General features: G+C 62.6%; 22 protein-coding genes and 1 pseudogene. 14 read left to right on the top strand and 9 right to left on the bottom strand.

The window, feature by feature from the left end; genetic code table 11:
* The first annotated feature begins 22 nt into the window (after nucleotides 1-22).
* Nucleotides 23-1,555: an exodeoxyribonuclease VII large subunit gene (xseA, locus tag K678_RS00505; RefSeq protein ID WP_039851754.1), complete on the top strand. Its 1,533-nt coding sequence runs from the start codon at nucleotides 23-25 to the stop codon at nucleotides 1,553-1,555.
* Nucleotides 1,556-1,712: 157 nt separating this feature from the next.
* On the opposite strand, the gene K678_RS00510 is transcribed toward xseA, so the two are convergent.
* Nucleotides 1,713-2,375 (bottom strand): GntR family transcriptional regulator, encoded by a 663-nt coding sequence (locus K678_RS00510; RefSeq protein ID WP_231376178.1) that lies wholly within the window; start codon nucleotides 2,373-2,375, stop codon nucleotides 1,713-1,715.
* A gap of 110 nt (nucleotides 2,376-2,485) precedes the next feature.
* On the opposite strand from K678_RS00510, the gene K678_RS00515 reads away from it, so the two are divergent.
* From K678_RS00515 to K678_RS00525, 3 genes are read left to right on the top strand one after another with little or no spacing between them, the layout of a single operon-like run.
* A complete protein-coding gene (locus K678_RS00515) occupies nucleotides 2,486-3,880 on the top strand; it encodes an SLC13 family permease (RefSeq protein ID WP_021130492.1) in 1,395 nt (464 codons plus the stop codon).
* A 33-nt stretch (nucleotides 3,881-3,913) separates the two neighbouring features.
* The gene (locus K678_RS00520; RefSeq protein WP_039851730.1) at nucleotides 3,914-4,198 is read left to right on the top strand and encodes an acylphosphatase; all 285 of its coding nucleotides are present in this window, start codon (nucleotides 3,914-3,916) and stop codon (nucleotides 4,196-4,198) included.
* A 44-nt stretch (nucleotides 4,199-4,242) separates the two neighbouring features.
* Nucleotides 4,243-5,598, top strand: coding sequence for a GH1 family beta-glucosidase (locus K678_RS00525; RefSeq protein WP_039851755.1), 1,356 nt, complete (start codon nucleotides 4,243-4,245; stop codon nucleotides 5,596-5,598).
* Between the two features lie 68 nt (nucleotides 5,599-5,666).
* On the opposite strand, the gene K678_RS00530 is transcribed toward K678_RS00525, so the two are convergent.
* Nucleotides 5,667-6,686: a polyprenyl synthetase family protein gene (locus K678_RS00530; RefSeq protein ID WP_021130495.1), complete on the bottom strand. Its 1,020-nt coding sequence runs from the start codon at nucleotides 6,684-6,686 to the stop codon at nucleotides 5,667-5,669.
* A 115-nt stretch (nucleotides 6,687-6,801) separates the two neighbouring features.
* Between K678_RS00530 and K678_RS00535 the strand changes: the two genes are divergently transcribed.
* The 3 genes from K678_RS00535 (at nucleotide 6,802) to smpB (ending at nucleotide 9,004) form a co-directional block, all read left to right on the top strand.
* Nucleotides 6,802-7,566, top strand: coding sequence for a tRNA1(Val) (adenine(37)-N6)-methyltransferase (locus K678_RS00535; protein ID WP_021130496.1), 765 nt, complete (start codon nucleotides 6,802-6,804; stop codon nucleotides 7,564-7,566).
* An 89-nt stretch (nucleotides 7,567-7,655) separates the two neighbouring features.
* Complete coding sequence (dapA, locus tag K678_RS00540; protein WP_021130497.1) at nucleotides 7,656-8,528, top strand: 4-hydroxy-tetrahydrodipicolinate synthase; 873 nt, start codon at nucleotides 7,656-7,658, stop codon at nucleotides 8,526-8,528.
* Nucleotides 8,529-8,536: 8 nt separating this feature from the next.
* On the top strand, nucleotides 8,537-9,004 hold the full coding sequence (gene smpB / locus K678_RS00545) for an SsrA-binding protein SmpB (RefSeq protein ID WP_021130498.1): 468 nt from the start codon (nucleotides 8,537-8,539) through the stop codon (nucleotides 9,002-9,004).
* Nucleotides 9,005-9,029: 25 nt separating this feature from the next.
* On the opposite strand, the gene K678_RS00550 is transcribed toward smpB, so the two are convergent.
* Both K678_RS00550 and K678_RS00555 read right to left on the bottom strand, forming a co-directional pair.
* Complete coding sequence (locus K678_RS00550) at nucleotides 9,030-9,659, bottom strand: carbonic anhydrase (protein WP_021130499.1); 630 nt, start codon at nucleotides 9,657-9,659, stop codon at nucleotides 9,030-9,032.
* Between the two features lie 192 nt (nucleotides 9,660-9,851).
* The gene (locus K678_RS00555; RefSeq protein ID WP_021130500.1) at nucleotides 9,852-10,385 is read right to left on the bottom strand and encodes a SixA phosphatase family protein; all 534 of its coding nucleotides are present in this window, start codon (nucleotides 10,383-10,385) and stop codon (nucleotides 9,852-9,854) included.
* A gap of 129 nt (nucleotides 10,386-10,514) precedes the next feature.
* Here K678_RS00555 and K678_RS00560 point away from each other — a divergent pair.
* From K678_RS00560 to K678_RS18065, 4 genes and pseudogenes are all read left to right on the top strand, one after another.
* Nucleotides 10,515-12,615: pseudogene (locus K678_RS00560) on the top strand (RNA degradosome polyphosphate kinase).
* A gap of 10 nt (nucleotides 12,616-12,625) precedes the next feature.
* A complete protein-coding gene (locus K678_RS00565) occupies nucleotides 12,626-14,110 on the top strand; it encodes a Ppx/GppA family phosphatase (protein ID WP_021130502.1) in 1,485 nt (494 codons plus the stop codon).
* Nucleotides 14,107-14,559: a YaiI/YqxD family protein gene (locus K678_RS00570; protein ID WP_021130503.1), complete on the top strand. Its 453-nt coding sequence runs from the start codon at nucleotides 14,107-14,109 to the stop codon at nucleotides 14,557-14,559. The genes K678_RS00565 and K678_RS00570 overlap by 4 nt, the downstream gene beginning before the upstream one ends.
* Nucleotides 14,560-14,754: 195 nt before the next feature.
* Nucleotides 14,755-16,014 carry a RelA/SpoT domain-containing protein gene (locus K678_RS18065; RefSeq protein WP_021130504.1) on the top strand — a complete coding sequence of 420 codons (1,260 nt, stop codon included), beginning with the start codon at nucleotides 14,755-14,757 and terminating at the stop codon, nucleotides 16,012-16,014.
* Between the two features lie 67 nt (nucleotides 16,015-16,081).
* Here the strand turns inward: K678_RS18065 and K678_RS00575 are convergent, their stop codons facing one another.
* The 5 genes from K678_RS00575 to K678_RS00595 form a co-directional block, all read right to left on the bottom strand.
* Nucleotides 16,082-16,270: a YgaP family membrane protein gene (locus K678_RS00575; protein ID WP_021130505.1), complete on the bottom strand. Its 189-nt coding sequence runs from the start codon at nucleotides 16,268-16,270 to the stop codon at nucleotides 16,082-16,084.
* Between the two features lie 30 nt (nucleotides 16,271-16,300).
* Nucleotides 16,301-16,660, bottom strand: coding sequence for a carboxymuconolactone decarboxylase family protein (locus K678_RS00580; protein WP_021130506.1), 360 nt, complete (start codon nucleotides 16,658-16,660; stop codon nucleotides 16,301-16,303).
* A 176-nt stretch (nucleotides 16,661-16,836) separates the two neighbouring features.
* A complete protein-coding gene (locus K678_RS00585; protein ID WP_021130507.1) occupies nucleotides 16,837-18,177 on the bottom strand; it encodes an ABC transporter substrate-binding protein in 1,341 nt (446 codons plus the stop codon).
* Between the two features lie 5 nt (nucleotides 18,178-18,182).
* The gene (locus K678_RS00590; protein ID WP_021130508.1) at nucleotides 18,183-20,597 is read right to left on the bottom strand and encodes a Tex family protein; all 2,415 of its coding nucleotides are present in this window, start codon (nucleotides 20,595-20,597) and stop codon (nucleotides 18,183-18,185) included.
* 81 nt (nucleotides 20,598-20,678) lie between these two features.
* Nucleotides 20,679-23,333 (bottom strand): glycosyltransferase, encoded by a 2,655-nt coding sequence (locus K678_RS00595; RefSeq protein ID WP_021130509.1) that lies wholly within the window; start codon nucleotides 23,331-23,333, stop codon nucleotides 20,679-20,681.
* 263 nt (nucleotides 23,334-23,596) lie between these two features.
* Here K678_RS00595 and K678_RS00600 point away from each other — a divergent pair, with 263 nt between their 5' ends.
* The 3 genes from K678_RS00600 to K678_RS00610 all read left to right on the top strand — a co-directional run bounded on the left by K678_RS00600 (nucleotide 23,597) and on the right by K678_RS00610 (nucleotide 26,110).
* Nucleotides 23,597-23,941, top strand: coding sequence for a hypothetical protein (locus tag K678_RS00600; RefSeq protein ID WP_021130510.1), 345 nt, complete (start codon nucleotides 23,597-23,599; stop codon nucleotides 23,939-23,941).
* A 7-nt stretch (nucleotides 23,942-23,948) separates the two neighbouring features.
* Complete coding sequence (locus K678_RS00605) at nucleotides 23,949-24,719, top strand: alpha/beta fold hydrolase (protein ID WP_021130511.1); 771 nt, start codon at nucleotides 23,949-23,951, stop codon at nucleotides 24,717-24,719.
* An 86-nt stretch (nucleotides 24,720-24,805) separates the two neighbouring features.
* The gene (locus K678_RS00610; protein ID WP_021130512.1) at nucleotides 24,806-26,110 is read left to right on the top strand and encodes an efflux RND transporter periplasmic adaptor subunit; all 1,305 of its coding nucleotides are present in this window, start codon (nucleotides 24,806-24,808) and stop codon (nucleotides 26,108-26,110) included.
* Nucleotides 26,111-26,193: the final 83 nt, after the last annotated feature.

Genomic DNA, 26,193 nt, shown 5'->3' on the forward strand with positions numbered 1-26,193 from the left:
GCGCTTCGGTCAAACTGCGGCCATGACCGAGACAGCTTCCCCCACCGAGCCCCGTTCCGCCGGAAACGTGCCGGAATACACCGTCAGCGAGATTGCCGGCACCCTGCGCCGCACCGTCGAGGAGACCTTCTCCTTCGTCCGGGTGCGCGGCGAGATTTCCGGCTTCAAGCGCCATTCCTCCGGCCATCTCTACTTCGCTCTGAAGGATGCCGAGGCGGTGCTGGACGCGGTGTGCTGGCGCGGGCAGGCGGCTCGGTTGGGGCTGGCGCCCGAGGACGGGATGGAGGTGATCGCCACCGGACGGCTGACCACCTATCCCGGCCGCTCGAAATACCAGATGGTGGTCGAGCGGATGGAGCTGGCCGGGCAGGGGGCCTTGCTGAAGCTGCTGGAGGACCGCCGCAAGCGTCTTGCCGCCGAAGGTCTGTTCGACCGCGAACGCAAGCGCCCGATCCCGTTCCTGCCCCGGGTCATCGGGGTGGTGACCTCGCCGACCGGGGCGGTGATCCGCGACATCCTCCACCGTCTCGCCGACCGCTTCCCCAGCCGGGTGCTGCTGTGGCCGGTGGCGGTGCAGGGCGAGGGGGCGGCAGCCCAGATCGCCGCCGCGATCCGTGGCTTCAATGCCCTGCCCGAAAACGGGCCGGTGCCACGCCCCGACGTGCTGATCGTCGCCCGGGGCGGCGGCTCGCTCGAGGATCTGATGGCGTTTAACGAGGAGGAGGTGGTGCGCGCCGCCGCCGCCTCGCTGATCCCGTTGATTTCGGCGGTCGGGCACGAGACCGATACCACCCTGATCGACTTTGCCGCCAGCCTGCGCGCCCCCACCCCCACCGCCGCCGCCGAGAAGGCGGTGCCGGTCCGGGCCGAACTGGTGGCTACGGTTGCCGAACTGAATGGCCGGATGGTCGGCGCAACCCAGCGCAGGCTGGAGGACGCCCGCCAGCGTCTGGCCCACATTTTCCGGGCGCTGCCCCATCCCCGCCGTCTGATCGAGGACGGGACGCTTCGTCTCGACGACCGCGCCGAACGGCTGCGCAACGCCTTGCCCAACCTGCTCGCCCGCCGTACCGCCGATCTCGATCGCTTGGCCTCCCGGCTGCGCCACCCGCGCGAGCGACTGGCCGAGGAAAGCCATCGCCTCACCGTGTTGGCGACCCGGCTTGACCATGCCTGGAAAAGCGTCCGCGCCGCCGAACTGGCCGGGCTGGAAAAAGGCGGCCTGCGTCTGGAACAGAGTGGCCGCCGCCTGGGCGAGGCGATCAATCGCCTGTTGGCCGACCGGGCGCTGAAGGTCGAGACCTCGGGCAAGCTGCTCGACAGCTATTCCTATCGCAAGGTGCTGGAACGCGGTTATGCGATGGTGCGCGATGCGGCGGGGCAGCCGGTTCTGTCCGCTGCTCTCGTCGCGCCGGGAGCCGCTTTGTCGGTCGAGTTTGCCGATGGCAGCATTGCCGTCACCGCCGGGGGCGAACCGCCGCCAGCCTCCCCGCCACCGTCTCCCCGCCCGCGCCGCAAGGGAGACGGGGACAAACGTCAGACGACTTTGTTCTAACCGGCTTATTTTTAAAGAAAGAGGTGGGCTCCGCCCACGCCCGCCAAGGGCATAGCCCTTGGACCTGCTCCGAGGCGGGGGCAATCTCCTCTTTCTTTGAAAAAAGGGTGAGGTAATGGATATTTTATTTAAAAATCAGTATTTTAGAGGATAGTCCTTATTCAAGGTCTGTGGCACGCATCGAGTCCGCCAGACGGCGGATATGGCCCCGCGTGATCGCTTCGGCGGCGTCGCCGTCGCGCCGTTCCAACGCTTCGACCATCGCAACATGCTCGTCGGTGCGTTCGTCGAAATCGCCCCCCTTGCGGTTGCGGCGCAGGCACATCGCGGTGATCCGGGTCCACAATTGCGCCACCAATCCGGTCAGGGTGGCGTTGCCGCCTAATTCGGTCAGGCGGGTGTGGAACAGGTTAGCCTCGTTGGTGTAAAGCTCGATTGCTCCGGCCTGGATAAAGGCACGCTGGCGTTCGATCGACAGGCGCAGTTCGACGATTTCCTCTGCCGTTGCCCGTTCCGCCGCCAGCCGGGCCGCCGCGCCCTCCAGCACCTCGCGCACCACGAAGATTTCCCGCAGCCGGTCGATGTCGAAGCCGACGAAGAACACCCCCTGACGCGGCCGCACCTCGACCATTCCCTCGGCCTCCAGCCGGGCAATCGCCGCCCAGACCGGGGAGCGGCTGACTCCCAACTGACGCGAGAGATCCTCGACGCTGATCTTGTCGCCGGGCAAAAAACGGTCGCCCGTCAACAACTCGTCGCGGATCGCCTGATAGGCCTGTTCGGCTAGATTGGTGCGTTTTATCGTCGCGGTCTTCATCATGCTCGTATCCGTCTGGCGCGGGAAAGCGCGTTCCGATCCTGCCCGAGCTTGCCGCCCGGCGCAAACAGGTTTACCGTAATACGTAACATGAAACATTAAGGATGAGGACGATGTCCCCCTCTCTCTCCTTGCCCCGCCTGACTCCGTCGCAGATCGTCGCCTGGGTGGCATTGGCGGCCGGGTTGGTGATCCTGGTCGTTCGCCCGTTGCCCGGTGGTGAAAGCGCCGCCCTGGCGCTGGCGGTGGCCTGTATCGGCCTCTGGGCGACCGGAGCGGTGCCGGAACCGGTGACGGCGGTGATCTTCTTTACCGCCGCGATGCTGTTGAAGGTCGCCCCGCCCCAGGTGGTGTTCGGCGGGTTTGAATCCGCCGCGTTGTGGCTGGTGTTCGGCGGTCTGGTGATGGGGGTTGCCGTCCGTACCACCGGGTTGGGCGAGCGGATCGCCACCCGGCTCAGTGTCGCTTTCGGCTCGACCTATTGGGGGGTGATTGCCGGAACCACCCTGATCGGGGTGGCGTTGGGCTTTTTGCTGCCCTCCTCGATGGGGCGCGCGATCCTGCTGATGCCGATTGCCCTCGGGCTGGCGTCGCGGGCCGGGTTCACCCCGGGATCGAACGGCCATATCGGGGTGGTGCTCGCCGCCGCGTTCGGCTGCCACGTCCCGACTTTTTCGGTACTGCCCGCCAATCTGCCCAATCTGGTTCTGGTCGGGTCGGCCGAGACGCTGGGCTATGCCAGCCCCAGTTATGGCGAATATCTGCTGCTCCATTTCCCCGTTCTCGGCCTGCTGAAGACGGCGATCATGGTGGTGCTGATCGTCCGGCTGTGGCCCGACACGCCCCGGCCGCAGAGTGCGGCGGCGGAAGGCGTATCCCGGCCGATGAGCAAAGCCGAGATTCGTCTGTCGGCGCTGCTGGCGCTGGCGCTGGCGCTGTGGGCGACCGACTTCTTCCACCATATTAGCCCGGCCTGGGTCAGCATGGCGGCGGCGGTCCTGCTGCTGTTGCCGGGGATCGGGCTGGTTGACCGCAAGGATTTCAGCGAGAAGGTCAATTACGGCTCGATGTTCTATGTCGCCGGGATCATGGGGCTGGGCGCGCTGGTCGGCTCGTCGGGGCTGGGGGTGCGGCTGGCCGAGGCGATTTTGACCCTGCTGCCGCTCTCTCCCGGCAACGATGTCGGCAATTTCGCCGGTCTGGCCGCGCTATCGACCCTGCTGGGGCTGGCGACGACGTTGCCCGGCGTCCCGGCGGTGCTGACCCCGATGACCGCCCATCTCGCCGAGGCGTCGGGATGGCCGGTCGAGGCGGTGCTGATGAGTCAGGTCCTCGGTTTCTCGAACCCGATCCTGCCCTATGAATCCGCGCCCCTGGTTGTGGCGATGCATCTGGGCGGCGAGCGGTTGAAGCCCGCCCGCGATCTGTGCCTGTTGTTGGCTCTGATCAGCGTGGTGGTCCTGCTGCCGCTCGATTTTCTCTGGTGGAAGCTGCTGGGCTGGCTGTAGTCACCCGGGCGCGGCCATGCTTTAATCGGTGTCATGACGGAGACGAAAAGCGTTCGGGTGCTGATCGAAGGCCGGGTCCAGGGTGTTTGGTTCCGGGGCTGGACGGTGGAACGGGCCACGGCTTGCGCCCTGTCCGGCTGGGTGCGCAATCGATCTGACGGATCGGTCGAAGCCCTGTTCTCCGGTCAGCCTGAAACGGTTCAGGCAATGATCGAGGCCTGCCGGATCGGCCCTCCCGCCGCCCGTGTTTCGCGTCTTTCGGTCGAGCCCGCCGACGCTCCGGCTGGACCCGGCTTTCACCAGCGCCCCACGGTGTGACCATGAAACCGAACCGCCGCCAGTTTCTAGCCGGGTTTGCCGCGATGAGCGTTGCGAGGCCGATCCAAGCCGCGCCTGCTCGCCAGTTCCCCAAGGATTTTTTTTGGGGTGCCTCCAGTTCGGCCTATCAGATCGAGGGGGCGACCGAGACCGATGGTCGCGGCCCGTCGATCTGGGACACCTTCACCGCCCAAGGCCACATCATCGACGGCAGTTCGGCCCGGATCGCCTGTGACCATTATCATCGCTATGCCGAAGATATCGCCCTGATGAAGCAGGCGGGATTTTCCGCCTATCGCTTCTCGCTGGCCTGGCCACGCATCGTTCCGGCCGGAACCGGCGCGATCAATCCCAAGGGGTTGGAATTCTATGACCGGCTGGTCGATAAGATTCTTGCCGCCGGGATTCGTCCGATGGCGTGCCTGCATCATTGGGACTTGCCGCAGCCGCTTCAGGATGTCGGCGGCTGGGAAAGCCGCGAGATCGTCGGCCCCTTTGCCGATTATGCCCGGATCGCGATTGCCCGCCTCGGCGACCGGGTCAAGGATTGGTACACCTTAAACGAGCCCAACGTGGTGGCGATCAGCGGCTATGGCACCGCCGATCTCGCTCCCGGCCTGCGGGTGGGCGATCTGGGTATCCTCAAGGTGCTCCATCACCAGAATCTGGCGCAAGGGACGGCGTTTCGGGCGATGCGGGCCGAACGCTCCGACGTGCGCGTCGGTACCGTCTGCAATCTCCAACCGGCTCGGCCCGAAAACGACGATCCGCTGAACCGCGCCGCCGCGATCCGCTGGGATGCGGTGTGGAACCGGGTGGCGCTGGACGGGGTGCTGCGCGGTGCCATTCCCGACGTGCTTGCCGAAAAGATGGCGCCGATCGTCAAGCCCGGCGATCTGGAGACGATCCGTTTCCCGATCGATTCGTTCGGGATCAATTATTATTCGCGGATGACGATGCGCCACGAACCCGGACGTCCGTTCGATGTCGGCTGGGGCGATGCCCATTGCAACCGCTGGACCGGGATGGGGTGGCCGGTGCAGCCCGACGGGCTGTACGACCTGCTGTTGGAACTGAAGACTCTGTATGGCAATCCGGCGGTGTTCATTGCCGAGAACGGGGCTGCCTATGACGATGTCGTCTCGCCCGATGGGCAGATCCACGATCCCGAGCGGGTTGCCTTCCTGAAGGACCATGTCGCCGAGGTTGCCCGTGCCCTGAAGGATGGCTGTAACGTCAAAGGCTATCTGGTGTGGTCGCTGCTCGATAGTTTCGATTGGGCCGCCGGTCTGTCAAAGCGGTTCGGAATCGTCCGGGTCGATTACGACACGTTGAAGCGGACTCCGAAGGACAGCTATCGCTGGTTCGCCGAGGTGATCCGGACCGGCCGGGTCGGCTGACAAAAAAAGAGAGCGGACTCAACGGAGTCCGCTCTTTTTCTAACCTGCTGTGTTCGACGCGCGAGGCTTTAGTAAGCGCGCTCGATACAGAAATCGATCACATCAAGCATCGCCTGACGGGCCGCACAGTCGGGGAAGATCGACAGGGCGGCGCGGGCGTCTTCGCCATATTGGCGGGCGTGCGAGATGGTGACCTCGACGCTGCCATGCTTGGCCAGCAGGGCGTTGGCGTGTTCCAGATCGCCGTCTTCCTGTTCCAGCTTTTCCAGGCAGCGCCGCCAGAACGCCTTTTCCTCGTCGTCGCCGGCATGGAAGGCGTGGATGACCGGCAGGGTGATCTTGCCCTCGCGGAAATCGTCGCCAACGGTCTTGCCCAGCTCGGCCTCGCGCGCGGAATAATCGAGCGCGTCGTCGATCAGCTGGAAAGCGATGCCGAGGCTGAGGCCATAGGCGGCCAGCGCGTCCTCTTCCGCCTTGGGGCGGTCGGCCACCACCGCGCCGATGCGGCAGGCGGCGGCGAACAACGCGGCGGTCTTCGAACAGATCACCTGAAGATAGGACTCAACGGTGGTCTCGGTGTCGTTGGCGGTGATCAGCTGAAGCACCTCGCCCTCGGCGATGACCGCCGAAGCGCGGGACAGGATCGCCAGCACCGACAGCGAACCGTCCTCGACCATCAGTTCGAACGAGCGCGAGAACAGGAAGTCGCCAACCAGCACGCTGGGCTGATTACCAAACAGGGCATTGGCCGAAGCCCGGCCGCGCCGCAGCTCGGACTCGTCAACCACGTCGTCATGCAGCAGAGTCGCGGTGTGCAGCAGTTCGATCACTGCCGCCAGCTTGACGTGACGGTCGCCCTCATAGCCGACCAGCTTGGCCGAGGCCAGGGTCAGCACCGGGCGCAATCGTTTGCCGCCAGCCGCGATGATGTGACCGGCCAGCTGAGGAATCAGGGCGATCGGGCTGTGCATATGATCGACGATGGTCTTGTTGACCTGTTCCAGGTCGTCCTTGACCAAAGTTATCAGTCCGTCCAGGCTTTTGGCCACGCGGTCGCCATTTACGTCGAGAGAACCCTCAATCGCCACGGTACCCAAACTCCTCCCACACCGATCCCTGCCGGATCGCGGGACGAACATAGTGTTGCGGCGGAAAGGCGGTCAAGCTTACATCGCAGGGCGCTAAGGGTTTTTTGGAGGGGGAATGCCGGGCGACGATGTCGAAGCCGTAACCGAAGACGGTTTGATCGACGGAAGGGTGAGGCTTTGCCAGCCCGCGAAAGGCTATCGCGCCGCGATCGATCCGGTCTTTCTCGCTGCCGCCGTCACGGCGGCACCGGGCGAGACCGTGCTGGATCTCGGCTGCGGCGTGGGGGCGGCGGGGCTATGCCTGCTGGCCCGCTTGCCATTGGTCCGGGTCACCGGCCTGGAACTGCAAGCCGGGATGGCCGCGTTGGCCCGGCGCAATGTCCTTGCCAACGGTCATGCAGCCGATCAATTCCGCATCGTCGAGGGATCGGCGCTGACGCCACCGCCCGAGATCGCGGGCGGGGGCTTTGCCCATGTGATGACCAATCCGCCGTTTCAGCCACCCGGACGCGGCACCGCTCCGCCCGTAGGCTCGAAGGCGCTGGCTCATGTCGAATCCGCAGGCGATTTGTCGGCCTGGATCAAGGCGGCAGCGCGGCTGCTGGCGCCCAGGGGGCGGCTGTGGGTGATCCACCGCGCCGACCGGCTGGGCGATCTGCTGGGGGCCTTTGCCGGGCGCGGATTGGGGGAGGTGAGGGTGCTGCCGCTCTGGCCCAAAGCAGGCCGTCCGGCGAGCCGGGTGATCGTCTCGGCGCGCAAGGGCTCGCGTACCCCCTTTTCCCTGTTGCCGGGGCTGGTTCTGCACCGGGACGAGGGTGGATATAGCCCGGCGGCCGAGGCGGTGCTGCGCGAGGCCGCCGCGATCTCTTGGGATGGATAGGAGGAAGCGAGTCTTGCCCCGTTGCTCCGGCGACGGGTTGGGGCTAATGTCCTCCTCCTCGGTTTTCAATCGCCATCTGGATGTCTGCCATGTTCAAAGGATCTCTCACCGCCCTCATCACTCCATTCCGCCAGGGGCGGGTGGATGAGAAGGCGTTTCAGGATCTGGTCGCCTGGCAGATCGCGGAGGGCACCCATGCCCTGGTTCCGTGCGGCACCACCGGTGAATCGCCTACTCTGTCGCATGTTGAGCATCATCGCGTGGTCGAGCTGTGCATCGAGGTTGCCCGCGGCCGGGTGCCGGTGATCGCCGGAACTGGCTCGAACTCGACCGAAGAGGCGATCGACCTTACCCGCCATGCCCGCGCCGCCGGGGCCGATGCCGCTCTGGTGGTCGCCCCCTATTACAACAAGCCCAGCCAGGAAGGGCTGTTCCGCCATTTCGAGGCGATTGCCCAGGCGGTTGATATTCCGATCATCGTCTACAACATCCCCGGTCGGTCGGTGATCAACATCTCGGTTGAGACCTTTGTCCGGCTGGCGGAAATCCCCAATATCGTCGGCATCAAGGATGCCACCGCCGATCTGGCCCGGCCGCTGCAAATCCGCGCCGCGCTGGGTGACCGGCTGTGCCAATTGTCGGGCGAGGACGCCACCGCCACCGCCTTCAATGCTCAGGGCGGTGTCGGCTGTATCTCGGTGACCTCGAACATCGTCCCCGGCCTGTGCGCCCAGATGCAGAACGCGTGGGCGGCGGGCGATCTCGCCACCTGCTTTGCGATTCGCGACCGGCTGATGCCGCTGCATGACGCGATGTTCTGCGAAGGGAACCCGGTGCCGGTGAAGTACGCCTTCAGCCTGCTCGGACGGGGTGAACCCGATGTCCGTCTGCCGCTGGTGCCGGCGTCTCCCGCCGCCCGGGCCAAGGTCGAGGCGGCGATGCGCTCCCTCGATCTGATCTGAGTCTGGCGATGTCGCTTCCCGGTCATATCGCCGCCCAGAACCGCCGCGCCCGGCACGATTATTTCATCGTGTCGGAGATCGAGGCCGGGATCATGCTGGTCGGCACGGAAATCAAGTCGCTGCGGGTTGGTAAGGGCAACGTCAACGAAGCCTATGCCGGGCCGATGCACGACGAGCTCTATCTGTTCAACGCCTATATCCCCGAATACCAGTCAAAGATGCCGTTCCCGCATGAAACGCGGCGGCCGCGCAAGCTGCTGCTGCACAAGCGGGAGATGGCCAAGCTGATGGGGGCGATCACCAAGGATGGGATGACCCTGGTGCCGCTCGATATCCATTTCGGACCGCGTGGGCTGGCCAAGGTTCAGTTGGGGCTGGCCAAGGGCAAGAAGCTGCACGACAAGCGCGAAGCGATCAAGGAACGCGACTGGAATCGCGACAAGGCCCGGCTGATGCGTGAGAAGGGCAAGGAATAGGGGGGGCAAAGCCCCCCTTATCCGTTCAGGCGATTTGCTGGAACGTGTTGGTCTGGGATTCCAACCGCCACAGAGCTCCCTTTTCCACGTCGAACCACCAGCCATGCAGGGTCAGCTTGCCCTGTTCGACCCGTTCGCGAATCCACGGAAAAGTCATCAGATTAGCCAGCGAAATCGCCACTGTTTCCTTTTCGCACATCTGGCGGGCATAGTCGGTGGTCTTGCCCGCGCTGAGGGCCAGGGCAAGACAGCGGTCGCGGGCGGCCCGCGCGATATCCATCCAGGGCCGGACGAAATTGGTGCCGTCGGCGGCTTCTTCCTCGATCAGGGCGCGGACGCCGCCGCACCCGGCATGGCCCAACACCACGGTATGCTCGACTTCAAGTTTGCGGATGGCAAATTCGATCGCGGCCGAGGTGCCGTGATAGGTGCCGGTGGTCTCGAACGGCGGGACCAGATTGGCGACGTTGCGGATCACAAACATCTCGCCCGGTTGGGTTCCGAACAGCAGGCCAGGATCGACCCGGGAGTCCGAACAGCCAATCATCAGCACTTTCGGCTTTTGTCCGCTCTGGGCCAAAGTTTCGAACAGCGCCCTGTTCTCTTCGAAATAGGTGGCGCGGAAATGCTGGAATCCCTCGACCAAACGCTCCATTGCGACATCCCTGCTTCAAATCGGGTCGAATGACTTAGCACATCGCGTGGCCCGCGAACATCCCCGGCAGCTTAGGTGCAGTGCGATGACATGACAATGGGGGCGCATGTCTGCCAAGCGGCACGCAATAAGGGAGGATGGTGGTTTTTCTGTTCAGAGCCAGCTAAGACGCGTCCGATCTGGGGATGCGCCTCAATCGTCGTCGTCAACGCCGTCAAGATCGACCGGGCGGGTAAAGCGGGTGATCCGGCCGCAGCCGCATTCCAGTCCCTCCCATCCGGCGATATCAAGGGTGAGTTCGGCCAGCGATCCGGTTGGGTATTTCCGCGCGATCCGGTCCAGCGCTTCGGGCTCGCCCTGGCCGCCGCCCAGGAAATCGGCCAGCCGTTCCAGACCGGGATTGTGACCGACCAGGATCACCGTATCCGTCTCGGCATCGAGCTGGCGGAGCCGCCGGAACAGATCGGTTTGACCGGCGGCGTAGAGGCTGGGTTCGAAGCTGGCGGGAATCGTCGGCATCACCTGGGCCAGCGCTTCCCAGGTTTCGCGGGTCCGTCGTGCCGTCGAAACCAGCGCCAGATCGGGGACAAGGTCATAGCGTTTGACGAACCCGGCGACGCGGGCAGCCGCTTCGCGGCCTCTCCGGCTTAATGGCCGGTCGAAATCGGTCAGAACCGGATCGTCCCAACTCGATTTGGCGTGTCGCAGCAGAAAGAGTTTTCGCATGGTTCTCTCAGCCTCGGCCATGACATGATTGGCGAGAGCATATATAACAGATCGCGGGGACACCATCCCCACTCGATCGGAGATATAGTGGTGACAATTCCGCAGCCAGTCGATCTTCCCCCAATCGGCATGGACTCGAAGGACCGCTTCATAAACCGGGAACTTTCCTGGCTGGCTTTTAACGCCAGGGTTATTGATGAAGCCCTAAATCGTCGCCATCCCCTGTTGGAACGCTTGCGTTTCCTGTCGATTTCGGCAGGAAATCTGGACGAATTCTATATGGTGCGCGTCGCCGGGCTGAAAGGTCAGGTCGAGGCCGGGATTATCAACCCCAGCCAGGACGGTTTAAGTCCGGCGCAGCAATTGGCCGCGATCAATCTTGAAGCGGTCAAGCTGCTGGAGGCGCAGAAAGACGGTTGGCACGCGTTAAAAGGCCGAACTGCGCGACGCCGGGTTGGCGGTGATTACCCGCTCCGAACTGTCGGACAGCGACATCGACTGGCTGGAACGCCGGTTCATGGACCACATTTTTCCGGTGCTGACGCCGCTGGCGATTGATCCAGCCCATCCGTTTCCATTTCTGCCCAACGGCGGGTTCGCCTTGGTGCTGCATCTGTGCAAGCTCGATGATGGCGAGGTTCTGCGCGCTCTGTTGCCGCTGCCCAGCCAGATCGAACGCTTTACCCGCTTGCCCGGCGACACGATCCGCTTTTTGCCGATCGAAGATTTCGTCCTGCTGTTCCTCGATCACATCTTTCCCGGCTTCAGTATGGAATCGCGGGGCCTGTTCCGGGTTATCCGCGATTCCGAGATGGAGATCGACGAAGAGGCCGAGGATCTGGTCCGGGTGTTCGAATCCGCGCTGAAGCGTCGCCGTCGCGGCAACGTGATCCGTCTGTCCTTTAATGCCGGAATTCCCGACGATCTGCGCCGTCTTGTCATCGCCGAAATGAATGTCGACGAAGCCGACGTGTTCGAAATCGACGGATTGCTGGGGCTGGTCGATACCAGCAAGCTGATCGTCGACGAACGGCCCGATCTTCTGTTCCCGCCCTATAACGCCCGCTTCCCCGAACGGGTGCGTGATTTCGGCGGCGATTGCTTTGCCGCAATCCGCAAGAAGGACATCGTCGTCCATCATCCGTTTGAAAGCTTTGACGTGGTGGTCCAGTTCATCCGTCAGGCGGCGCGCGATCCCCAGGTGGTTGCGATCAAGCAGACGCTGTACCGCACCAGCGCCGACAGCCCGATCGTCAAGGCGCTGGTCGAGGCGGCCGAGGCGGGTAAGTCGGTCACCTGCATGGTCGAGTTGAAGGCCCGCTTCGACGAAGAGGCTAATATCCGCTGGGCTCGCGATCTCGAACGCGCCGGGGCCCAGGTTGTGTTCGGCTTCATGGAGTTGAAGACCCACGCCAAGATATCGCTGGTGGTGCGACGCGAAGGCCCCAACCTGACCTCCTACGTTCATTTCGGCACCGGCAATTACCATCCGATCACCGCGAAGGTTTACACCGATCTGTCGTTCTTCACCTGCGATCCGGCGTTGTGCCGCGATGCCGCCCGCAGCTTCAACTTCATGACCGGCTATGCCAAGCCCGAGAAGCTGGAAAAACTGGTGATCGCGCCGCTGCATCTGCGCCAGACCCTGCTTGACCTGATTGCGGCCGAGATCGATCATGCCGCCGCCGGGCGTCCGGCGACGATCTGGGCCAAGATGAATTCCCTGGTCGATCCCCAATTGATCGACGCGCTCTATCGCGCCTCGCAGGCCGGGGTGAAGATCAATCTGGTGATTCGCGGCATCTGCTGCCTGCGTCCTGGCATTCCCGGCCTGTCCGAGACGATTCGGGTCAAAAGCATCGTCGGTCGCTTCCTCGAACATGCCCGCATCGTCTGCTTCGGCAATGGCCACCGGATGCCGTCGCGTCAGGCCAAGGTGTTCATTTCTTCGGCCGACTGGATGCCGCGCAACATGGATTGGCGGGTCGAGACCTTTGTTCCGATCAGCAATCCGACCGTCCATGCCCAGATTTTGGAACAGATCATGATGGCCAATCTCAAGGATCAGGCCCAATCATGGATGTTGCAACCCGACGGCGCGTTCGAGCGTGTCCGGGCCGGTCCGGGTGCCTTCAACGCCCATACCTATTTCATGACCTATCCATCGCTGTCCGGACGCGGCAGCGCGGTCGAACGTGGGCGCAAGCCGAAGTTGCGGATCGGACAATAGGGAGAGTGCCGTGAAAATCTGGCATCGTGTAGAACCGATCGGCATCATCGATATCGGTTCGAATTCCATCCGTTTGTGCGTGTACGACATCGCCCACCGGGTGCCCGTGCCGCTGTTCAATGAAAAGGGCGTTTGCGCCCTGGGGCGGGGGCTGGGCAGTTCTGGCCGCCTCAATCCCGAAGGCGTTCTGGCCGCCCGCGCGGTGGTCGGTCGCTTCGTCGCCCTGTGCCGGGCGATGGAGGTCGAACGGCTCGACATCCTGGCGACCGCGGCGGTCCGCGATGCCGAGGATGGCGCGGCCTTCGTCGCCGAACTTGAAGAACGCTACGACGTGCGTATCAAGGTGCTGTCGGGGGGGCAGGAAGCCAAGATGGCCGCGTCGGGCGTGCTGTGCGGCTCGCCCGATGCCGATGGGATCGTCGCTGATCTGGGTGGCGGTTCGCTGGAGCTGGTGACGGTCCAGAACGGCAAGTCCGGCCGTCACGTGACCATGCCGCTCGGCCTGCTTCGTCTGTCCGAAGCCTCGGGCGAGGATCGGGTCCGCGCCGGCGAGATTGTCGATAGCAGGCTGTCGGGGATTTCCTGGCTGGAGGAAGGGCAGGGGCGCAACCTCTATGCCGTCGGAGGCGCGTGGCGCGCCTTGGCCCGCATTTGCATCGCCCATACCCACCACCCCCTGACCGTGCTCGATAATTTCTCGCTCGATGCGAAGGAGGCGTTGTCGCTGCTCACGCTGGTCTCGACGCAAAGCCGCAAGTCGCTGGAGAAAATCCCCGGTCTGTCGCGCAAGCGTTTGCCCGGCCTGCCCCTGGCCGCCCTGATCCTGGAACGGGTGGCTCGCGAGGTAAAGCCATCGCGGCTGGTTTTTTCGATTTACGGGATGCGCGAGGGCCAGTTCTTCCGCCGCCTGCCCGAGCGCCTGCGCGCCGAAGACCCGCTATTGTCGGTGTGCCGCCGGATGGCATCGAACAATTCCCGTTTCCCCGAACATGGCGACGAAGTGCTGGCCTGGATGGCGCCGCTCTTCCCCAACGAGACCGCCCGTGCCGCCCGTCTGCGCCACGCCGCGTGCCTCGTCTCCGATATTTTCTGGAACGAACACCCCGATTACCGCGCCGAACAGGCGTTTTTGCGGATCCTGCGGCTGCCCTTCATGGGGGTTGGGCACGATGACCGCGCCGCGATCGCCTTTACCATCTATTGCCGTTATCAAGGCGCCGAGGATTCCCCCGTCGTTGCCCGGGCGATCCAGCTTCTTGACGAGGATTCGTTGCGCCGCTGCCGCGCCGTGGGCCAGGCCCTGCGCCTTGCTCATACCCTCTCCGGCGGTGCGCCCAACCTGCTGCGGGAAACCCGCCTGATTGCCGAACAACGCTATCTCGTGCTTGAAATGCCTGCCGACAATCCCGCCTTCGTCCTCGATCTCGACCGTGCCTTTGACCGTCTTGCCCGGTCGCTCGGGTGCGAGGCTCTGCTGGCCCGCCGCATATCGTGACCGCGATCTTCATTGATGGCGATGCCTGCCCGGTCAAAGCCGAAGTCTTTCGGGTTGCCGAGCGCTATAGCTTGCCCGTCACCGTCGTCGGCAATTCCTGGCTGCGCCTGCCCGATCACCCGCTGTTCAAGATGATCGTCGTCCCCGAAGGCCCTGACGTCGCCGATAAGCGGATCGTCGAGTTGATCGAACGCGGCGATATCTGCATTACCAACGATATTCCCCTGGCGGCGCACTGCCTGGAAAAGGCCGCCCTTGTCCTTCGTCCCGACGGCCGGGCTTTAACCGAGGCCTCGATCGGCGACGTGCTGGCGACCCGCGATCTGATGACGTCTCTGCGTGAAACCGGGGCGATAACCGGCGGCCCCGCACCGTTTGGCCCCCGCGACCGCTCCCGTTTCCTGTCGGCCCTCGATACGATGGTTCATGCCGCCCGGCGGGTGAGGTAGGACTCGCACGGCGGAGGAGTCGGGCGTCTGCCCGAACCCGATCGAGGGCAGGCCCTCGAACTCCCTATTTTCTATGAATTATGTGGCAAAATAATTTGCTGCATAATTATATCTTTCCACATAATTAAACCTCAAAGGTTAATATTTTTTCGATTTTCTGTTGTATAATTCAATTTATAGTTATGAGGTTTTGCGATGATACCAAAATCTAAAATTGATAAGGCCGGTCAGGTACTCAGTGATAGAGATCGGGTCTACGATGAGTTGTCTTTGGAACTTGGGTACGTGTTTGATGAATATAGAAAGATGCATCTTGAGCCTCTTACAAAGATAACTCTTGAAATACAAAGCTGGCTACAGTCGTATGATAGGAAATATTATATTGCTCAGAGGCTAAAAAGGAAGCCGCAGATATTAAGAAAATTAAGGAGGCTGAGTGTTCGTCTTAGTCAGCTTCAAGATATTGGTGGCTGTAGAATAATAGTTGATAAAAATTCAGATGTTGATGACTTGATACGCTACATAAGGGTAAAATTTTCAGAAATTGGCTATGCGCGGGTTGTTCGGGAGACGGATTACAGGGAGCTTGGTCGAGATGATACAGGGTATCGGGCGTACCATATGCTTTTGGATGTTTCCGGCGTAAAAATTGAGCTCCAACTACGGAGCCAAATACAGCATTATTGGTCGGAAAGTATTGAAAGAACTTCTGTTATATATGGAAAGCGGTTAAAAGAAAAGGAAGGGGATGACTGCGTTATTGAATATTTTAAGCATTTCTCTAATGCCTTGTTTGCAATAGAGTCGAGGCATGAATTGCCTCGAGATGTCGAGATATCTCTTCAAGAGAAGCGTATCCGTGCGGAAGATGTGATATCACGTGAGGCGAACTCTGTAAATATTGGTGGGCATGTTAACTCAGATATTGTGAGAACTATGTCTGAGTGTGAGGGTGTTGGTGGGCAATTAAATAATTGGATTCTTGTGTTTGACTGGAATGATGGAAATTTTGTTCTTTGGGATGTCGTCGGAATAAATACAGATGATGTCGTATCTTCTTATATTCGATATGAATCTGATTTCTTAGAAGAGGATAATTATGAGGTTGTCCTTATAGGATCTTCTGACATATCAACAGTACCTCATACGCATAGTCATTATTTTGGTATTGAGCATCACAATGCAGCTTTAGAGGGCATGGAGGACTCTATTATTGGAATTGCAATGCGAAGTGAGCTTGATATTGGCGCAAGGCGAATTCTTAGAACAATGAAAACTAGAAAATTTTGGGGTAGCAACACAATTAAAATTTCAACACTAAAAAATCATCTTTGTAGAAATGTTGCTACGTTTGACGCCTCTCTTATTCTTCTCCAAAAGAAGGGATTTGTTGTTGGTTCCGGTCCAGTTTCATTGGATATAAAGATGAGTAATGAAATTAATACATTTGTTTAATTTTACATGTGGTTCGGGGGCCGGAGGCAAAAGCCACCGACCCCCGTTTATCGCTGCCTTGAACGAGCTATTCGGACTTGCAGGTCTTGATCCCAAACGGGAGATAGGCCGGGCAGCGGCGGACCAGAGCGGTCGCGATCGGGAGAACGCCGATCCAGCCCCACAGACCGATCGTCCCGGTCAGGGTGAGGCCGATCAGAACGGCACCGATGCACAAACGGAGAATACGGTCGATATCGCCAATGTTCTTATCCATGTCGATCCTCTTGGGTTTGACGGGATGGATTTACGCGGCCGCCGACTTGGTGGCGGCAAACTGGTCATAGGCTTCGAGGGCAAGGGCGCCATACATCAGCGACGGTCCGCCGCCCATGTAGAGAGCCATCGCGATCACTTCCATTACTTCTTCGCGGGTTCCGCCCAACTCGACGACGGCGCGGGCATGGAAAGCCAGACAGCCGTCGCAGCGGGCGGCGATGCCGAGGGCGAGGGCGATCAGTTCCTTGGTCTTGCTATCAAGAACACCATTCGCCGTGGCGCCCTTCGCCAAAGCGGAAAACCCCTTCATCGCGTCGGGAGCGCCTTGATGCACCTGTCCCACCAGCTTGCTCAGACCACTGGCGATTTCACTCCAATCCTTGGACATCGATAACCTCATGCGGTGTCGCTAAATTAGAATTTAATAATATATTGGAGATGACAACGCCGCAACCCTCCTTTTCTCCTATTCAGAGGGAAAATGGGTGGCGTGTCGATTGCGGAGAATACGAGGACGGTCGCTCAAAGGGTCGGGCGGCAGCCCGACCCTTTGAGCGGAAAACGCTAATCCGAGACGTCGGAATCAAGCGGCGGCGGGGCGAGCAGGACCGGCGGCGGGGGCGGCGGAACCACCGGAGCGGCCGGGGCAGGCGTGGCGGGGGCCGGTTTCGAGGCGCGGGGCGCGACCGATTCTTCGGACCAGCGCATCGGGCATTCGTTGATATGACGGTTATGCCAGTCGCGCAGGGCGATGCCGTGCATTTCCAAGGTCAGTCGCCCCTTGGCGTCGCGGTTGACCCGGCGCTGATACAGGGTCAGCGACGGTACTTGGTTGGCGTCGAACCGAAACGTGCCGCGCACCGAGGCGAAATCGGCCCGGCGCAGCGCATTGCGAACGGCGTCACGGTCGCCGGTGCGTCCGTTGGTGGCCCGCATCGCCGAATCGAGCAACAGGGCGGCATCATAGCCCTGGGCGACCCAAGCGGTGACCGGGCGGGCATATTCGGCTTCGAAATCGGCGATCAGACGGCGGTTGACGGCCAGGTCGAGATCCGGACTCCACGAGGATACCGTCAGGATGTCGAGGGCGGACTCATCCATCGCCGCCAGCAACGGGCGTTCGAACCCGTTCGCTGGGCCGATCAGCGGAATTTCCGCCTTCAGTCCGGTGGCGGCATAATCGCGGACGAAGGCCAGTCCCATCCCGCCGGTGAGAAGGGAATAGACCGCATCCGGACCAAGGCGGCGCACCGCGTCAAGCTCGGCGGCAAAGGTGGCGGCCCCATGGCGGGGGCGCAAAACGGTGACGATTTCACCGTTCCAGGTTCGCCGTAGCGCGGCCAAGGCCATGTCGGTCTGCGGGGTATCAGGCCCGATCACCACCAGCCGATGGACCTTGTCGGTGGTGAGGACCGCACCCACCGCTTCTTGGAGGGCTTCGGGCGGGGTGGACAGGTCGAACAGGCTGGGGCTGCATCCGGGCCCGGCCAGATCGATCGGGATCGCGTCGAGATTGAGGATGAACACCCGCGATTCAAGCAGCGTCTTGATGATCGCCGCCATCGAAGCCTGCGACACCGCCGTCATCACGAAATCAACCTTTTCGTGTTCCAGCAGGCGCTGGGTGACCTGGAGAGCGGTATCGGGCGAGCCGTGATCGTCGACCGCGACGACTTTTACTTCCTGATTGGCGAAGCGGCCGCCCAGTTGACGGACGGCGGTGATGACGCCGTCCAGTTCATCCTGACCGGCCAGCGCGCCGGGGCCGCTTAAGGTCGCGATCACCCCGATCACGATGGTCGGATTGCCCGCAGCACTAGTCGGATTGGGCAGCGCCGCCGCCATCTTGGGGGGAAGCAGCGCCGCCGCCAGCAGCAGCGCGAACGAGACGGCGCGGCGACCCATCGCTGTTACCTCTTTTTCAGCGCAGCCCGGGCAAAGGCGGCGGCCAACGCGCCGTCGCCTTCCTCGGCCGGACTCGGGGACTTGGCCGGGCGACGCGGTTCACGCGCGGCCGGAGACTCATTGCCCGAACGCGGGGGCGGGCGGCGGGAATCATTTCCTTTCCGCTCGGGCTTGTCGCCGCCCGAGCGGGCCGGAGCCGCCGCTTCGTCCAGGCGCATCGACAATGCGATCCGCTTGCGCTTCACATCGACCTCAAGCACCTTGACCTTGACCAGATCGCCCGGCTTGACCACCTCGTGCGGGTCCTTGACGAAGCGATTGGCCAGCAGCGAAATGTGAACCAACCCGTCCTGGTGCACCCCGATATCGACGAAGGCGCCGAAATTGGTGACGTTGGTCACCACGCCCTCCAGGATCATGCCGGGTTGAAGGTCGGTCAGGCTTTCGACCCCGTCGCGGAAGGTGGCGGTCTTGAATTCGGGCCGGGGATCGCGGCCGGGCTTTTCCAGTTCGCGCAGGATGTCGCGGACGGTCGGCTCGCCAAAGCGGTCGTCGGTGAAGTCGGCGGGATCGAGGCTGCGAACAAAGGTGGTGTCGCCGATCAGGGCCTGGACCGGGCGCCCGGTCGCCTTGACGATCCGTTCGACCACCGGGTAGGCCTCGGGGTGGACCGCCGAGGAATCGAGCGGGTTGACGCCATCAATGACGCGGAGGAATCCCGCCGCCTGTTCGAACGCCTTCGGTCCCAGCCGGTCGACCTGCTTGAGCGCCTCGCGGCTGGCGAACGGGCCGAAGCGGTCGCGGTATTCGACGATATTGCGGGCCACCGTCGGCCCCAGACCGGCGACGCGGGCCAGCAGCGGCACCGAGGCGGTGTTGACCTCGACTCCGACGGCGTTGACGCAATCCTCGACGACGGCGTCAAGCGAGCGGCCCAGCCGTCCCTGATCGACGTCATGCTGGTATTGTCCGACACCGATCGCCTTGGGGTCGATCTTGACCAGTTCGGCCAACGGGTCCTGCAAGCGCCGGGCAATCGACACCGCGCCACGCAGGCTGACATCGATGTCGGGGAATTCCTTCGCCGCCAGTTCTGAGGCGGAATAGACCGAGGCCCCGGCTTCGCTGACCACCAGCTTTTCCAGCTTCATTTCGGGATGCTGGCGGATCAGATCCTGGGCCAGCTTGTCGGTTTCACGCGAGGCGGTGCCGTTGCCGATCGCGATCAGTTGCGGCTTGTGCTTGCGCACCAACGCCCCCAGCGCCGCCAGCGCGCCTTGCCAGTCGTTGCGCGGCTGATGGGGATACAGGGTCGTGGTTTCGACCAGCTTGCCGGTGGCGTCGGTGACCGCCACCTTGACCCCGGTACGGATGCCGGGATCGAGTCCGATGCAGGCCCGCGCCCCGGCCGGGGCCTGGAGCAGCAATGCGCGCAGATTGCGGGCGAAGACGCGGATCGCCTCCTCCTCGGCGGTTTCGCGCAGGCGCCCCATCAATTCGAGCTCAAGATGCATCTGAATCTTGACCCGCCAGGCCCAGCGCACCGTCTCGACCAGCCAGGGATCGGCCGGACGCTTGCGGTCGATGATGCCAAAGCGACGGGCGATCCGGCCTTCACACTCGCCGGGAACGGTGGGGGCGGGGGCATCGTCGGGGCGGGCGGCTTCGTCGGGAGCCAGCAGCTTCAGCGACAAAACCCCTTCATTGCGGCCCCGGAACAAAGCCAGGGCGCGGTGCGACGGAATCGCCCGCAGCGTCTCGCGGTAATCGAAATAATCGCTGAACTTGGCCCCGGCTTCGGTCTTGCCCTCGACGACAGTCGAGATCAGCACGCCGCCCTGCCACAGATGGTCGCGTAAGCCGCCCAGCAATTCGGCGTCTTCAGCAAAGCGCTCCATCAGAATCTGACGGGCACCGTCCAGCGCCGCCTTGACGTCGGCAATTCCCTTGTCGGCATCGAGATAGGCCTGGGCGGCCTGATCGGGGATCAGCGCCGGGTCTGCCAGCAGGGAATCGGCCAGCGGCTCCAGTCCGGCTTCGCGGGCGATCTGGGCCTTGGTCCGGCGCTTCTGCTTGAAGGGCAAGTAAAGGTCTTCCAGCCGCGCCTTGCTGTCGGCCCCGGCGATCCGCTCGGCCAGATCAGGGGTCAGCTTGCCCTGTTCGTCGATCGACTTCAGGATCGCGGCGCGGCGATCCTCCAATTCGCGCAGGTAAGACAGCCGCTCCTCCAGGGTTCGGAGCTGGGTGTCGTCCAGTCCGCCCGTCGCTTCCTTGCGGTAGCGGGCCACGAAGGGAACCGTCGCGCCGCCGTCTAGCAACTGTACCGTCGCTTCGACCTGAGCGGTGCGAACCGACAATTCCTGGGCGATGCGGGAGAGGATCGCGGCCGAAGCCGACGCGGACAGGGATGAGGAGGTCATGCGCTCTCTGCTGATGAGAAAAACAACCGCCCGGGTCATCCCCGGGCGGGTTCGAAACAAAGCAGGCGTGCCCTGGGCCGATCAGGCGGCGGGCTGAGCCTTGGCCGAATCGGCCGTCGGAGCGGGCGGGGCGTCGGTCGAGGCCTTGCTCGGCATCACGCTGATCAGCGAGGTGATCAGGGCGGCCAGGAAGGGCATCGCCTGCACCACCAGAACCAGCGACCACAGCCGCACGTCGGGGTCGTAAAAATTGTTCTTGGGCAGCAGCACCACGATCGCCGCGATCCATTGCGCCAGCATCAGGGCGCTTTCTTCCGACGCCATCAGGAAGCCTTGGGTAAAGGCCGCCTTGTTGGCCATTTTCGGCGTCCGCATGAACGGCGTCGATTTGGTGAACATTCCCTGCCACATCGCCCGGGCGATCGAATAGGTCAGGCCCATACCGGCAATCGCTGCCAGCGAGCGCTGACGCAGGGTGCATTTGACCCGGGTGGTGTAGAGGAAGAAGTGGTGCACGATCTTGGCGACGAACACACCGACCGTCGGCAAGGTGAACACCGCGAGCGGGGTGGGGAAATAGCGCGGCGCCAGCACCATGCCCAGCGACCAGATCAGGCTGGCGATGGTGAACAGCAGATAGAAGGCGTCGGCGAACCACGGCAGCCAGCCCGAGACGAAATGGTACTTCTGCCCGGCGGTCAGTCCGCTCTTGGTGAACGGCATCAGCGAGCGCCAATGCGCCTTCAGGATCTGCACCGCGCCATAGGCCCAGCGGAAGCGCTGCTTCTTATAGGCCATGAAGCTGTCGGGAACGAGGCCGTGACCGATGCGGTCCTGCACATAAACGGATTCGTAGCCGTCCTTGAGGAAGCGCAGGCCCAGTTCGGCGTCCTCGACGATGCACCATTCGCCCCAGCGCCCGGCCTTTTCCAACGCTTCCTTGCGGATCAGGGTCATCGTGCCGTGCTGGATGATCGCGTTGGCTTCGTTGCGATAGACCATGCCGATGTCAAAGAACCCGGCATATTCCCAATTGATCATTTCCTTGAACAGGTCGTTTTCCCATTCGCGGTGATCCTGCGGCGCCTGGACGTGGCCGACCTTGGGATTCTCGAAATAGGGGACCAGACCCTTCAGCCAATTGGGGGCGACGATATAATCCGAATCGACGACGCCGATGATCTCGGCCTCGGGATCGGTGACGGTCAGCGCGAAGTTCAGCGCACCGGCCTTGGCACCCGGCCAGGGGGCGAGGTGGAAGAACTTCACCTTGTCGCCCAGCGTTTCGCAATAATCGCGCACCGGCCCCCACACGTTCGGGTCCTTGGTGTTGTTGTCGAGCACCAGGATTTCGAAATTGGGGTAGTCGAGCGCCATCAGGCTGTCGATGGTCAGCTTCACCATCTCGGGCGGTTCGTTATAACAGGGCAGGTGCAGCGACACTTTGGGGAAGCGCTTGCACTCGGCGGGCGGCAAGGCGGTAAAGCGACGCTTGAACCGGCTGGCCCAGGTCAGTTCGGTGACCTCGATCCCGGCGATCAACACCACGAACAGCAGCAGTAATTGCGCGGGCAGCAGCAATCCCAGCATCAGCCCGGTGCCGGGGGCGACGTCCTTCAGCACCGGCGTCGACATCGTCCAGATCACCAGGGTGGCGGCGAACTGGACCAGGACGCCAAAGAAAATCTTACCGGGCAGGCGGAGATTGCGCCATTTGAACAGGAACCACGCGACCGGCAGGAAGGCGATAAAGGTCGCCGCGGCGGCCTGGAACGGCCATTCCTCGAACTCGATGACCGGCCCGATCCAGTTGAATTTGGGCTGACGGTCAACGGTCCAGATGCCCCAATGCTTTTCACTGGCGTTGTTGTCGAGGTTGACCTTCCATGGCTGATCGAACGCCTCGACGATGTTGTAATCGAGCTTTTCCTGATGCGCCCAATTGAGGAAATGGCGCAGGAACAGGGCCTGATTGACCAGCGACGGTTCGGAATCGCCATAGGAACGACCGGCCGAGGGCCAGCCGACTTCACCGATGAACAGCGGCTTGTCGGGATAGGCGTTCTTGACCTCGCGCACCATTCGCTTGGTGAACTCAAGCGCACCGCTGATATCGACCCGTTCCCAGAACGGCAGGGTGTGGATGGTGATGAAATCGACTTCGCGCGCCAGTTCGGGATAATCGAGCCAGATCGACCACGCTTCAGCGGTGCTGATCTTGACCCGTTCGGGCAGAGCGGCGCGGACCCGGCGCAGATAGCGGACCATCTGATCGACGGTGAGGCGGTGGAGCGTCAGGTTTTCGTTGCCGATGATCACCCGTTCGACGTTCGGATTGTCGCGGGCGATGCGGATGATGTTGTTCAGCTCGACTTCATTGCGGGCAAGCCGCTCGTCGAGCCAGGCCCCGGGCAGCGCCTTCAATCCATGGTGGGCGGCCAGTTCCGGCACCTGATCCAGCCCTTCCAGGGTCGAATAGGTGCGGACCTGCTCAACCTTACCGGCGAGAAGGGCAAGATCTTCGTCCATCTCGTCGCGGGTGGCGAGGTGGGTCTCGTCCAGATAAGGCAGCTTGCGAACCAGCGTCGGGTCGTCATCGGCCCGGCTGGGGCTGAACGACACGCTCTTGATGGTGCCTGACCAGGGCAAGCCGGTCTGCGGGCGGTTGATCGCCGCCCAGAAGCCGAGATTGCCGAGAACGATCAACAGCAGGACAACGATACCGGAGAGGCGCATGAAGGGGCGGGGTCCGAATGGGGGTGAAGGAAACCGACCGCGCGCCCGCCTTAAAGCGACTCTTGGCGAATTTGGACGCGATCAGAGCAGACGCGGCGGTCCTTAATCCCTAAGAAACGAGCGCGATTATTAGCCCAGCCGTCGGCCGCTGTCCATGGTCACCGCCACAGGCGGCTATGCCGTCGCCATTGTGCGGGCAGCCGTGACAGACGGGTCGATCCAAGGTAAACTTGATCTCTCATCAATCGGTGAGGAGCATCACCTTGGCGATCAGGGGTTTGAACCGTCGTCTTGACGATCGTCACCGGGGTGACGGGCTGTTCTTGCTCTTTGACGGAAATCTGGTCGAGGTGATCGACGTTTCGATCGGCGGCCTTAAATTCCGCAACCCTCCCTTCCGCCTTGATCCCGGTTTTCGCTTTCCATTTGAATTGCGCTCGGCCGACGAGGATCCTAATCCGCTCGCCAAGGGGATCGCGATCGTTCGTGCTGCTCAGGAGGATTGGGTGGCGGTTGAATTCGTGCGTCCGACCTTCACGCTTTTGAAGGTGGTCGGTCGTCATATCGGTCGGCAATTGCTCGGCCATAACCATCTGTTCCGGCTCTGATCGTCCGATGCGTCTGGCCCTGGTCGAAACCGGCGAGGCCACCTCGCCGCCGCTGGTGATCCTTCACGGATTGCTGGGATCGTCGCGCAATTGGGGCAGTGTGGCCAAGGCCCTCAGCGAATCGTGGCGGGTCATTGCCCTTGACCTGCCCAATCACGGGGCCAGCCCGTGGTCGGAGACGATGGATTACCCCTTCATGGCCCGCGAGATCGCCGCCTCGATCGAAGCGTTGGGGCGAAAGGTCGTCCTGCTCGGCCATTCGATGGGGGGGAAGGCGGCGATGACGCTGGCCCTGACCCGGCCCGATCTGGTCGAGCGTCTGATCGTCGTCGATATCGCCCCGGTCACCTACACCCACACCTTTTCGCCGTTTATCCGCGCGATGCGGGCGGTCAAGCTGTCGGAAATGCGGAGCCGCGCCGATGTTTCGGCCGCGTTGGAACCGGCGGTGCCGGACCGCGCCTTTCGAGCCTTTTTGTTGCAGAATCTGGAAAGTGGCGTCGAAGGCTATCGCTGGCGGCCCAATCTGGCGGTACTGGTGGCCCATATGGATGATATCCTGGGCTTCCCGGCCTTTCCGCCCGGCTGTGTCTATTCCGGACCGACCCTGTTCCTGTCCGGAGGGCGCTCGGATTACCTGCGCCCCTCCCACCACGAGACGATTGCCGCTTTGTTTCCCGCCGCCTGTTATGCCGAGATCGCCGCGGCGGGCCATTGGGTTCACGCCGACGCGCCCGAGGCGTTTCTCGCGGCCCTGGGGAACTTTCTTCGCCGATAGGGACGAAGGTTACCCTCTGTTACAGACAATAAACGTGGCTAGCGGCCATAATCCCCGCCGCGACCGAGCCGAAGGGAGTTGACGGCGTGTCTTCACACCAGCCTAAAACCAGCACCGCGTTCCGGCGGGTGGCGATTGCCGTCGCCGTTTTGGCCGGCCTCGGCCTCGCCGGTTATTATTATTGGCCCAGCCTGAAATCCAGCCCGCTTCTCTCTGGCGGCTCCGCTCCTGCCAAGGCTGGCCCCGGAGGCCCGGGCGGACCGGAGGGACGGCCGGTTCCGGTGTTGACCGCCGCAGTGTCGCGGCGCGATGTGCCGATCTATCTCAATGCGCTGGGGACGGTACAGGCGTTCAACACGGTGACGGTGCGGTCGCAGGTCGATGGCGAACTGATCGAAGTGCTGTTCCGCGAGGGCCAGGACGTCAAGGCGGGCGATGTGCTGGCTCAGATCGACCCGCGTACCTATCGGGCGGCTTACGAGCAGGCTCAGGCGACACGCGACAAGGATCAGGCCCAACTTGACGCGGCGCGGCGCGATCTCGCCCGCTATATCGCCCTGGGCGACCGCGTTACCGGCCAGAGCGTCGATACCCAGCGTGCCCAGGTCCGCCAGCTTGAAGCGACGGTGCGGGCCGACGAAGCGGCGATCAGTTCGGCCAGGGTCCAACTCAGCCATACCGTGATCGCCGCTCCGATCGACGGCCGGGCCGGGCTGCGGCTGGTCGATCGCGGCAATATCGTTCGCGCCTCGGACACGACCGGGCTGGTCACCCTGACTCAGATTCAACCCATCGCGGTCATTTTCACCCTGCCACAGCAGAATTTGGCGGCGATCAACGAGCGGATCGCTCAGGGCAACCGGCTGATGGTGCTGGCCACCCAGTCGGATGGCACAGGGGTGATTGATGCGGGCGAACTGGAACTGGTCGATAACCAGATCGACCAGACCACCGGCACGATCAAGCTGAAAGCGGTGTTGCCCAATGCCGAACGGCGGCTTTGGCCGGGCGGATTTGTCACGGTGCGGCTGTTGCTGACCGTTCGTCGTGCCGGGCTGGTGGTGCCGCTTCCGGCGGTGCAGCGCGGACCGGAAGGGCCCTATGTGTTCCGCGTTACTCCCGAGAAGACGGTCGAGATGCGCCCGGTCACGGTGGGCGCGATCGAATCCGATCAGGCGCTGATCGAGTCCGGCTTGGAGGAAGGCGAGGTGATCGTAACTGATGGTGTCGCCAAGCTGAAACCCGGCTCGAAGATCACCCTGCCCGAAGACCGGGCCAAAGCGAAGGGCGACCGGGTGCCCGCAGCGGCTCCGGCGGCGACCCCGATTCCCCCGGCTCCGTCTGCTCCGGCGGCAGTTCCTCCGGCCCCGGCCGCAGAGCAAAGCCGGTGAGGGTCTGCGGTTGGCAGCGCCCGGCGATTGAGGGGCAAACCGTGGAGCGACGCGACTGGCGCGAACAGCGCCCGCGCCTGATG

This window comes from Magnetospirillum fulvum MGU-K5 (assembly GCF_000442515.1).
In the GTDB taxonomy this organism is placed as follows: domain Bacteria; phylum Pseudomonadota; class Alphaproteobacteria; order Rhodospirillales; family Magnetospirillaceae; genus Phaeospirillum; species Phaeospirillum fulvum_B.